Here is an 11,693-nt window from a genome sequence, read left to right as displayed (position 1 = left end):
ATTATTCATTTATGTATTTGAAAACATAATTTGCATCTCCATCTATTATTCTTATAAATAAATTATTAAAACCCGAAATGTTAATTTTTAGCGGATTAAATCCAGAACTTACAATCACCCTCTCAATTTTTAAAATCCTACCAACTAAATCCAAAATTTGAAGCTCGATTTCAGCTGGATTCATCCCATAATAATAAATCCCATCTTTTAAAACTACAAAGGAAGTATTAGCAGAACTATTATAACTCAATTCTAATTTTGGCTTTAGACTTGCTAAATTATAATCACCCGCTTCAAATTTTTTTCGCTGGTCAATATATAAATAATTATTTATATCATCAATATTTTTTACTACTTCCAATTCAATTCTAATAACGTTCTCATTAGCAATACTCTTTACTACTCTATTAAAATTATAATTTAAATACCATGCAAAAAATTCATTTTTTGATTCATTTATCTTGTATTTAATATTTAATTTTTCATTTGTAAACACACCTTTTACTTTAAGGTAGTCAAAGTCAACTTTAACAGGTAATTGAAAATATGTTATACCAAGATCAGACAATTCAAAATAATAATCCAATTGAACTGAAGTGCCAATTTTTAGGGAATTAGTTTGGTGGTCATTTTTTCCAGAAATAAGTCTATCCACTCCTTCCTTATCTGGTTTAAAACTATAAGAGTCGCAAACCCAATCATTTGGGTTGGATTCATTATTATCTAATTCTCCAATTTTTGTCGTCCTGAAATAAGAATATTGAGGTTGCGTAGTCGACGAGCTAAGTGTAGATGAAGAAACATTTAGCCAAAATATATTACCTGACCATCCATCGGATATGGTCCATGAGTAGGGATCGCTTTGAAATGAACCCCAGTTGTTGTTAATCTCTTGAGCACTAAACCATTCCCAGCTATTACGCGTGAATTCAATGTCTTCTCCAACTAAATCCTCAATTTGTTCAGCATCATCACTATCAATTTCATGGTTATCATTGCAATCGGCAGCCACCATTTTATAAGGATCAGTAATGTATTCCACATCATTTACATGCCTTAAAATAATTACCGCATCAGCGACTGAAATCCCATTTTGATAATCTTCTAAATCATTAGCACTATAAGGTGTAATTGAAAGATCATTATCACTTCCATTTAATGTCGGGCTTACTTTAATTGAATCACCATACGAACTTGGGCATGACCCGGTGCAGGGTTGTTTCATATCATCATCATTAGGAAAAATGTTTTCTACCCTAAAACAGTGATTCATTACTCCAAAACTATAATTTCGAAATAATGATTTTCCTGTAAAATAGATTCGAGTTGTTTGTGAATTCAAATCAATCACAAATAGAGCTAGGGTCAAACAAAATATTATTCTGCCCCCCCCCATTTTCAAAAAATTAAATAAGGTTTTCATATAATAATATTAGAGGTTAAAAAATCAAAATTAGGTTTTTGAGAAAACAACTACCTCCACTCTTTGCAATTCGCATTGCTAATATATTACAATAATACCAAGAATCCAAATAAAATGTGGAATATTTTTAATACAACTTAAAGAAAATTCTGATTCAGAGGTAGAGAGGCTGAAGGGGAAAGGCTAAAGACCAAAGGCTAAATAGATGACAAAATACCATTACAGTTAAACCCGTCCTATTCTGTAAATTCTTTAATTCTGTAAATTCTGCTTCTGACAAAGAGAGGCTAAAGGTGAAAGTTTGAAAGGGTAAAGGGAAGAGGATAGATTAGCAGGTTTTAAAAACAAACTAACGTTCGTAAGTTGTGTTTATCAGACTGTATCAACTTTAGCACGTAAGCTTTACATTCAATCCATGATCAAAATTCTTCTTCAGACAATCCGAATCTCATCAGAAGCAGAATTTACAGAATTAGAAAATTTCCAGAATTAATAATTCCCTTAATATGTTTTACATTTGGCATAGGCAAAACTTTAGAAAAAGCAATTCCATGAAGTACTATCGCAACAAGCTTATCGTACCCACCACATGCTTCACCTGATTTTGATCGTCCGTCAATATCAATTTAAAGACATAAACACCCGGTAAACATTTTTGCCCATTGTTAATGCCATTCCAGCCGGTGTCGCCACTGCCGATTTCATCTTTTAACATAGCATAAGTCCTGTTACCCCAACGATCAAAGATCTCCAGTGATACTCCTCTATATCCACTTCCAAAGGTGACATTCCAATAATCGTTTACGCCATCTTCATTTGGTGAAAAAACATTTGGATAAAATACATTATAGTCGAGATCTAAAATTACAACCAGTACATATTCTTTACTGCAACCATTGCTGTCGGTTGCGACGATCATATAATGACCTCCCTTTTCCGGATTTATTTCATATTGCCACTTTTCAAGCATTCTACTTCCTTCCTCCGGAAGCAATTTCATATTCGCGATGTTCTGATTTTGATCCAATATCGACAATAACTCCGGAATTCTATCTTTGACGATGATCGTATCCTCATATCGAATTGAGATCTCCGGTGGCTCGAGCAATTCAAACGTATCCAGATATAAACACCGGTATTTGTCATAGCATCCTAAAATGTATTCTCCTGCAGCCAATCCACTAAATGTACCGCTGGTATTTATTTCTGTTCCAAGAACATATTCATGAATTCCGTTCTGTTGTTTTACGGACAAGTTGCCATTTCTATCTCCAAAACATTTAGGATGGATCAACTCCAATTCATAATGAATTGGTTCCGGTTTTGATACTTTGAATTGCACTTCATATTTACAATTGTTTTGATCAAATACTCTTGCCTGGAAAACTCCATCGTTGCTGATCTCGATACATCTGGAGTTTATACCTGAATACCAAATAAAGTTGCTACCCCCTGAAATACACAATTCATTTTTGGCATTATTGCAAATAATAGTATCTCCAGTTATTTGGATATCTTCCTTTGCTAAAGGCTTTATTATAAGGAGCTCGACAGAGTCGCAACCATTGATATTTTTTCCCTCCATGTTAACCATGGTATCTCCGGGATAATAGATTCTGCCTTGTTCATCCATTAACGAATCATAATAACAAATTGCAGTGTCTCTTCCTATCAGTTGCAACTGACTAATACTCAAATTGCAGATGGCTTGCCGGCTGACATTGCCTTCAGCAAATATTTTGATGACAACTGCACGATCACCCTCTGTTCTGTTAATAATGCCCTCATGGACATAACGCAGAGATTGAAGGTATGCTTTAAGCTGATTTACATTTACGATCCCGGGCAATATGAAAGAATACAATGAATCATTTCTTTGCCTTAAATAGTTTTTAAAGCTAGAATCCGATACGATAATTCGCTCTGCGCCCAAATCTTTCATTCCACTTATCCTGATCTGCATACTATCGACACCGAGATCAGATTCAATATACAAATCCATATCGGATAAAGGCAATGCGTCTCGTCCACAGATGATTTGCCTGTGTTTGAAATCATATGGATATAATCCCGAACTATTGTCCCGGTCAAGGTCCAACAAAAATTCACATTCCGGATCGCTTGATAAGATGTCGTCAAAAGAGGTCAATGATGGAATAGTTGCTCTTCCCATGTGCGCATAATAATGCTTACCCAGGAATTTGAATGTGTCGACTTTGTAATCATAATCAAAAAGATAGAGCGTGTCATTCAATTTATGGTTAGGGTTCTTTTTTAAAGAATCATATACAGCATGTGTATAGGGGTATCCTGAAACAATAAGTCTGCGGTCTTTGCAATTGATGTATTTGGAAGTCAACTTTGTAATGTGAAATCTAGGGTTTATTATTCTTTGTATAATATAATTAGTATCCATTATATACAGTTGATTGTAATTATTGTTCAATACAATTACATCTGTTCCCAAAATGACCATGTCATGGATCAGAGGTTCTGGAAAATCACTCACACTCCTTAATACTTGTATGTTATTAAAACCTTTATCGCAACAGTATAACTTTATTGAATCAAACGGATTCATCCTATCGCAACAATATATGCGACCCGAGTAGTCAACAAATAAATTGAGAGGAGAAATAGTATTTTCTGAGGTATGAGTAATAATTGTTGTATCGCATTTTAATAAGTCAACATACTTTAAATCAACATTAAATACGATTGAATTGCCTTTTTTACTGTAATAGCTACTTGTAGAATAAAGTAATCCATTTTGTTGATAACATACTGTTCCAAACCCATAAGTCTTATTGCAAAAATTATCTTTAAATTGAGTGAAATCATTTGAAATCAATATCGAATGATAGGTATTGTACCCGTAATGCACAATAATGTCCTGCGAAGATGCAATTTGTGAAAATAAGATGAACAAGGCTAAATAATAGTTGAGCCGCATAGACGTAAGCTATTTAACCATTTTGATCAAATGTGTTTTTTCAATATCAAGGATACGAATGAATGATATGCCTGATGTTGATTTTAAAATTGCATCATCGTTGTATCCTGGAGTTATCCATAATTTTTTTGAATACACCAATTGCCCGGATAGGTTAAAAGTCTGAATTTCCACTGGCTTACTCTCAATCCCTGAATAATAAAGTCTATCGGCACATAAAACATAAAGATCCTTTGGATACGCGATATCCCCAATTTCTACATAGGGTATTAAATTTTCTAAATCAGGATTACCCGCCTCAATCTGCCATTTACGGTTGATAGAAATCACTTCATCCAGTTTTCTTACTTCCTGTATCACCTCTATTTCCAGAGTAATCAGATCTCCATCAAAATGACTTTCCTTTTGCTGAAATGCATCTCTATTGAGAGCATAAGCAATGAATTCGTTGTTTGACACTTTTTCCTTATACTTTATGCTCATATTGCTGGACATATGTACATTTTTAATCCTCAGAAAATCATAATTGATCTTCAATGGCATTTGAAAATAAGCCACTCCTCCTTGTTGTTTTTCACACTTGAAATACAATTTAAAGCTAGTTTTGGGTTTGAATATGGTATTAAAGACTTCCGCATCTTTGGATTTGATTTGGTGGGCCTCATCGTTATCACCCACCAAACTGTAGGTTCCGCATACCCAGTCATTGGGATTACTTTGGTTGTGCACGTCCCCCACTTTGGTACAGGTGTAATAAAAAAACTGAGGCTGGGTGGTTCCAGAAGTTAAAGTAGACGTGGACACATTCAACCAAAAAATATACCCTGAATATCGATCTGAAATTGTCCAGGAGTAAGGGTCACTTTGGAATGAGCCGTAATTATCAATAATTTCTTTTTGATTAAACCATTCCCAGCTATTCCTCGTAAAAAGCAAATCCTCACCGATTAGATCTTCAATTTGTTCAACATCATCTTCGTCGATTTCGTTGTTGTGGTTACAATCAGCTGCAACCATTTTGTATGGATCGGTAATATATTCTTCATCATTCACATGTTTTAAAATTACAGCAGCATCTCCTATGGTAACTCCGTTAATGTAATCATCAAAATCACAAGCACTATATGGGTGTACGGAAAGATCATTGTCATTTCCGTTAGAGGCATCGCTTGCATCAAATTCTCCTCCATAAGAGGAAGGACATGATGATGTACAATCCGTTACAGGTGTAGTTGGGCCATAATTATCAATTCTGTTCTGAACAGTGAAACAATGATTCTTGACTCCAAAATTGTAATTTCGAAAAAGGGAATTCCCGGTAAATGTGACTGGGGTGCTTTGTGAATTAAGATCGCCCATGAATAAACTAAGGAAAGAACAAAATATTATTCTGCCCCCCCCCATTTTCAAAAAATTAAATAAGGTTTTCATATAATAATATTAGAGGTTAAAAAATCAAAATTAGGTTTTTGAGAAAACAACTACCTCCACTCTTTGCAATTCGCATTGCTAATATATTACAAGAATACCAGGAATCCAAATAAAATGTGGAATATTTTTAATACAACTTAAAGAAAATTCTGATTCAGAGGTAGAGAGGCTGAAGGGGAAAGGCTAAAGACCAAAGGCTAAATAGATGACAAAATACCATTACAGTTAAACCCGTCCTATTCTGTAAATTCTTTAATTCTGTAAATTCTGCTTCTGACAAAGAGAGGCTCAAGGTATAAGTTTGAAAGGTTAAAGGAAAGAGGAGCGTTTACAAGTTTAAGCTATAAACTAACGTTCGTAAGTTATGTTTATCAGGCTGTATCAACTTTAGCACGTAAGCTTTACATTTAATCCATCATCAAAATTCTTCTTCAGACAATCCGAATCTCATCTGAAGCAGAATTTGCAGAATTAGTAAATTTTCAGAATTAATAATTCCCTGAATATGTTTTAACATTTGGCATAGGCAAAACTTTAGAAAAAGCAATTCCATGAAGTACTATCGCAACAAGCTTATCGTACCTACCACATGCTTCACCTGATTTTGATCGTCCTTCAATATCAATTTAAAGACATATACACCCGGCAAACATTTTTGGCCCTTGTAAATTCCATTCCAACCGATGTCGCCATTGCCAATTTCATCGTTAGTCATAGTATAAGATCTGTTACCCCAACGATCAAAGATCTCCAGTGATACTCCTCTATATCCACTTCCAAGGGTGACATTCCAATAATCGTTTACGCCATCTTCATTTGGTGAAAAAACATTTGGATAAAATACATTATAGTCGAGATCTAAAATCACGACCAGTACATATTCTTTACTGCAACCATAGCTGTCGGTTGCGACAATTTTATAGTTACCTCCACGTTCCGGATTTATTTCATATTGCCACTTTCCAAGCATTCTACTTCCTTCCTCCGGAAGCAATTTCATATTCGCGATGTTCTGATTTTGATCCAATATCGACAATAACTCCGGAATTCTATCTTTGACGATGATCGTATCCTGATATCGAATAGAAATCTCCGGTGGATCGAGCAATTCAAACGTATCCAGATATAAACACCGGTATTTGTCGTAGAATCCTAAAATGTATTCTCCTGCAGCCAATCCACTAAATGTACCGCTGGTATTTATTTCTGTTCCAAGAACATATTCATGAATTCCGTTCTGTTGTTTTACAGACAAGTTGCCATTTCTATCTCCAAAACATTTAGGATGGATCAACTCCAATTCATAATGAATTGGCTCCGGTTTTGATACCTTGAATTGTACATCGTATTGACAATTGTTTTGATCAGTTACTTTTGCCTGGAAAACTCCATCATCTCTTATCTCAATACATCTGGAGTTTGCACCGGAAGACCATATATAACTCTTACCTCCTGAAATACACAATTCATTTTTCGCATTATTGCAAATAATGGAATCTCCTGTAATTTGAATATCTTCCTTTGCTAACGGTTTTATCATAAGCAGCTCGACAGAGTCGCAACCATTGATATTTTTTCCCTCCATGTTAACCATCGTATCTCCGGGATAATAGATTCTGCCTTGTTCATCCATTAACGAATCATAATAACAAATTGCAGTGTCTCTGCTTATCAGTTGCAACTGACTAATACTCAAATTACAAATAGCTTGCCGGTTGACATTGCCTTCAGCAAATATTTTGATGACAACTGCACGATCACCCTCTGTTCTGTTTATAATGCCCTCATGGACATAACGCAGAGATTGAAGGTATGCTTTAAGCTGATTTACATTTACGATCCCGGGCAATATGAAAGAATACAATGAATCATTTCTTTGTCTTAAATTGTTTTTAAATGTTGAATCCGCTAGGATGATTCGCTCTGCGCCCAAATCTTTCATTCCACTTATCCTGATCTGCATACTATCGACACCGAGATCAGATTCAATATACAAATCCTTATCGGATAAGGGAAAGAAGTCTCGTCCACAGATGATTTGTTTGTGTTTGAAATCATATGGATATAATCCCGAACTATTGTCCCGGTCAAGGTCCAACAAAAATTCACATTCAGGGTCGCTTGATAAGATGTCGTCAAAAGATGTAAGGCTTTGTAAAAAAATTTCTTGCCCATGTGGGTATATATGTTTGCCCAAAGGGGTCAATAAATCATTGATATAATCATATTCAAAAAGATACAAGGTATCTCCCAAGCGGTCATTTGGCATCTGAAATAAGGAATCCCATACAGCATGAGAATAGGGGTATCCGGAAACAATTAACTTTTTGTCCTTGCAACTATTATACTTAGTCGTAAGCCCCGTTATTTTAAAGTCGGGCTGAAGGATGCGTTGAAAGTTAAAATTATTGTCTATTACAAATATTTCATTAAGCGTACTTAAAACAAGTATTGTATCTCCTAATATGACCATATCTCGCGATATTGTGCTACCAAAATCCACTAAGGTATCAATATTAGAAAAATCTACATTACATCTATACATTCCACGTTTATTCACAGTTTTAGATCCTTGGTATAACTTTCCCAAATAATCCACAAATAAAAAATAAGGGCCCGAATAAAAAATTCCTCGTGTTCTGCTAATAAATGAGGTATCACATTTAAGAACGTCAAAATATTTTAAATCTGTAATTATTCTGCTCATCCCTGAAATATGATCAGCAGCTATATGATTCCATGAAGTATATAATTGCCCCTTTTCTTGGTAAGTTAAATCTCCATGGACAAAAGTCTTATTACAGAATATATCTTCGAACTGCGAATATCCATTTGATATTTTAACTAAATGATAACTTGTTCCTCCATAGTAGGCGAGGATATCCTGCGCTTTTAAATAATCCAGATTTAAACTAAAAAGTATCAATACAACTAATACTCGCATACAACAAATATCAGTAATTCACTTTTATCGTATAAGCTCTGTCATGATCAATAATTCTAACAATTTGATATGTCTTAACTCCTATTATTTCCTGAAAATCATTGTAACCCGGATTTAACATTACAATAAGCTTTCTTATCAATTGCCCTGACAAACTAAAAAACTGTAGCTCTACTTTATGGCTAAGTGCTCCAGAATAATAGATCCGTCCATCGTTTATGTAATATGGATCACTTGGCCGTTCAATATCTTTAATTTCTATGTAGGGCTTCAAATTTAAAAAATCTATATTACCTGCCTCCAGGTTTTTCTTACCATTGATGGATAGTACCTGATCAAGACTTCCGACATCCTGTAAAACTTCGATGTCTAAAGTTACAAGGTATCCCCTACAATTATTTTTCTGATTGTCCATTAAATTTTTATTGATGCAATATGCAATAAATTCATTTTTTAATTCATTTGGTCTGTGCTTTACAATCATATCCGGACATGTACTTATCTTATTAATATTCAAATAATTATAATTTATTATCAATGGCATTTGAAAATAAAATACATTTTCAGTTGCGTGCTCATACTTAAAATAAACTTTAAATTTAGTTCCAGGCGCCAGTGATGTGGTTAACCTATCAGCCTTAATTATCCGGAGACTATTCTCTTGATCGTCATCGCCCTTTAAACTATATGTACCGCATACCCAGTTATTGGGGTTACTTTGATTATGTACATCGCCTACTTTTGTACTTAAATAATAAAAAAATTGTGGCTGAGTTGTTCCCGAGCTTAAAGTAGAAGTGGAAACATCCAACCAAAAAATATAACCTGAATATCGATCTGAAATAGTCCAAGAATATGGATCACTTTGAAACGACCCATAGTTATCTATAATTTCTTTTTGATTAAACCACTCCCAACTATTTCTTGTAAAAGGAATATCCTCACCAATCAAATCTTCTATTTGCTCCGCATCACCTGCATCTATTCCACAATTTTCATTACAATCTGCAGCCACTAACTTATAAGGATCTGTAATGTATTGTTCTTCGTTTACATGCAGATATATTAATGCTGCATCAGCTGTAGTAACTCCATTTATATAATCATCAAAATCATTCGCACTATAGGGATGAACTGAAATATCATTGTCATTTCCATTTAAATTTTCACTAGCATTAAATTCACCTCCATAAGATGATGGGCAAGTTGATGTACATTCGTCAGCTTCGCCAGGTGGGTCAGTTGTTGAATATCTATTAGAAATTTCAAAACAATGATTCTTTACTCCGAAATTATAATTTCGAAAAAGCGAATTTCCCGTAAAAGAGACCGGAGTTTGTGAATGCACTTCAATCACAAATAAAGCTAGGGTCAAACAAAATATTATTCTGCCCCCCCCCATTTTCAAAAAATTAAATAAGGTTTTCATATAATAATATTAGAGGTTAAAAAATCAAAATTAGGTTTTTGAGAAAACAACTACCTCCACTCTTTGCAATTTGCTTTGCTAATATATTACAAGAATACCAAGAATCCAAATAAAATGTGGAATATTTTTAATACAACTTAAAGAAAATTCTGATTCAGAGGTAGAGAGGCTGAAGGGGAAAGGCTAAAGACCAAAGGCTAAATAGATGACAAAATACCATTACAGTTAAACCCGTCCTATTCTGTAAATTCTTTAATTCTGTAAATTCTGCTTCTGATGAAGAGAGGCTAAAGGTGAAAGTTTGAAAGGGTAAAGGAAAGATAGGATAAATTAGCAGATTTAATACAAGCCTAACGTTCGTAAGTTGAGGTAAACAGGATTTGTAATCTCTTGGCTCAAATCAGTATTCTGCAAATTCTACCTCTGGTAAAGATAGACAAAAGAAAATGTGATTTTGATATTACTATGTCAAGAATTTCTGCAAAAGTAATTTAAAGGTGGTTGCGGGTAAAGTTTTTCCTTTTCAGCTTTTCCCTTTTATCCTTATAAGCTTTATCAATCCCCAACCACCTTCCAATTCCTATACCCAAACAAATGCCTTCCTCCAAGGCATTGCTGCTCTATTGCGCTTAAGATTTTGTATTTTAATTTTTCGTGTTTCAGGGATGGACGAGCCGGCTTATAGTTCTTTTCAAAATGCAACCGATCTTTCCAGTTGAAACGGTTTATAAAATCTTTTAACACCTGTGGATGTGTATCTTTAAATACGGAATAATCATTCATGTTGCCATAATCGAAATCGGACGACCGTTGAGCGTGTCTTCGCTTTACTTCATCGGCGTCGTGATAGGCCCCATCCATCACCACCGTTTTTTGTTGCATCATCGAGGGTGGACGTACCCAACCGTAATGGTAAATTTCGGCATCGATTTTTCGCACGCGCAAAGGCCTGCTGTTGATTTTATCCCGGTAATTCAATCCATCAAAGGCTTTGAAACTTCGAAAGGATTGTGCATCTCCGAATGAATGTATATCAGGCAGATTTCGGATGAGACGAATCTCCGCCGGATACCATGCATGCGATTCCACAAAATGCTGGTAATCGCCCCAAAAATGTTTGTAGCGAAATAAAAATCCCTAGGTCTTTACATCTTCCAAATACAACGAACAAACGTTTGTTAGTACCTCATGATAGCGCTCATGAATGAGTTCATCAGACTGCAGATACAACAACCAGTCACCCGTGCAAGCCTGTTTCGCAAGATCTGTTTGTTGTGCATACACCATGCCTCTGGGATATCTTGCTACATCCCACTCAGTGTGAATAATTTTTAATTTATCGGAAGTAACAGCACGCAATTGCGCTTCGGTTTGGTCATCGGAATCCCCTTTTCCAAGGGCGACCACAAATTCATCAACCACCGGCAATACTGATAAAATTGATTCTACAAATGGGTAATACAGTTTGGATGTATTCCGCATGAAGCTAAACCCGCTGATCCTCATGCATCAG

Annotated in this window: 7 protein-coding genes; all 7 read right to left on the bottom strand. The window is 35.0% G+C overall.

Annotation, left to right across the window (positions count from 1 at the left end; translation table 11 throughout):
* Nucleotide 1 precedes the first annotated feature (1 nt).
* Entirely contained in the window at nt 2-1,423 is a 1,422-nt protein-coding gene (locus tag IPM92_00805; protein MBK9106941.1) for a hypothetical protein, read from the bottom strand.
* Nucleotides 1,424-1,982: 559 nt separating this feature from the next.
* Nucleotides 1,983-4,376, bottom strand: coding sequence for a gliding motility-associated C-terminal domain-containing protein (locus tag IPM92_00800; GenBank protein ID MBK9106940.1), 2,394 nt, complete (start codon nt 4,374-4,376; stop codon nt 1,983-1,985).
* Nucleotides 4,377-4,385: 9 nt separating this feature from the next.
* The gene (locus IPM92_00795) at nt 4,386-5,807 is read right to left on the bottom strand and encodes a hypothetical protein (protein ID MBK9106939.1); all 1,422 of its coding nucleotides are present in this window, start codon (nt 5,805-5,807) and stop codon (nt 4,386-4,388) included.
* A 559-nt stretch (nt 5,808-6,366) separates the two neighbouring features.
* Nucleotides 6,367-8,751 carry a gliding motility-associated C-terminal domain-containing protein gene (locus IPM92_00790; GenBank protein ID MBK9106938.1) on the bottom strand — a complete coding sequence of 795 codons (2,385 nt, stop codon included), beginning with the start codon at nt 8,749-8,751 and terminating at the stop codon, nt 6,367-6,369.
* A gap of 10 nt (nt 8,752-8,761) precedes the next feature.
* Nucleotides 8,762-10,180 carry a hypothetical protein gene (locus IPM92_00785; GenBank protein MBK9106937.1) on the bottom strand — a complete coding sequence of 473 codons (1,419 nt, stop codon included), beginning with the start codon at nt 10,178-10,180 and terminating at the stop codon, nt 8,762-8,764.
* 555 nt (nt 10,181-10,735) lie between these two features.
* Nucleotides 10,736-11,269, bottom strand: coding sequence for a hypothetical protein (locus IPM92_00780; GenBank protein MBK9106936.1), 534 nt, complete (start codon nt 11,267-11,269; stop codon nt 10,736-10,738).
* 48 nt (nt 11,270-11,317) lie between these two features.
* Entirely contained in the window at nt 11,318-11,686 is a 369-nt protein-coding gene (locus IPM92_00775) for a glycosyltransferase family 2 protein (GenBank protein ID MBK9106935.1), read from the bottom strand.
* Nucleotides 11,687-11,693: the final 7 nt, after the last annotated feature.

It is taken from the genome of Saprospiraceae bacterium, from assembly GCA_016719615.1.
GTDB lineage: Bacteria > Bacteroidota > Bacteroidia > Chitinophagales > Saprospiraceae > Vicinibacter.
This window is presented reverse-complemented; position numbering and strand designations above follow the sequence as displayed.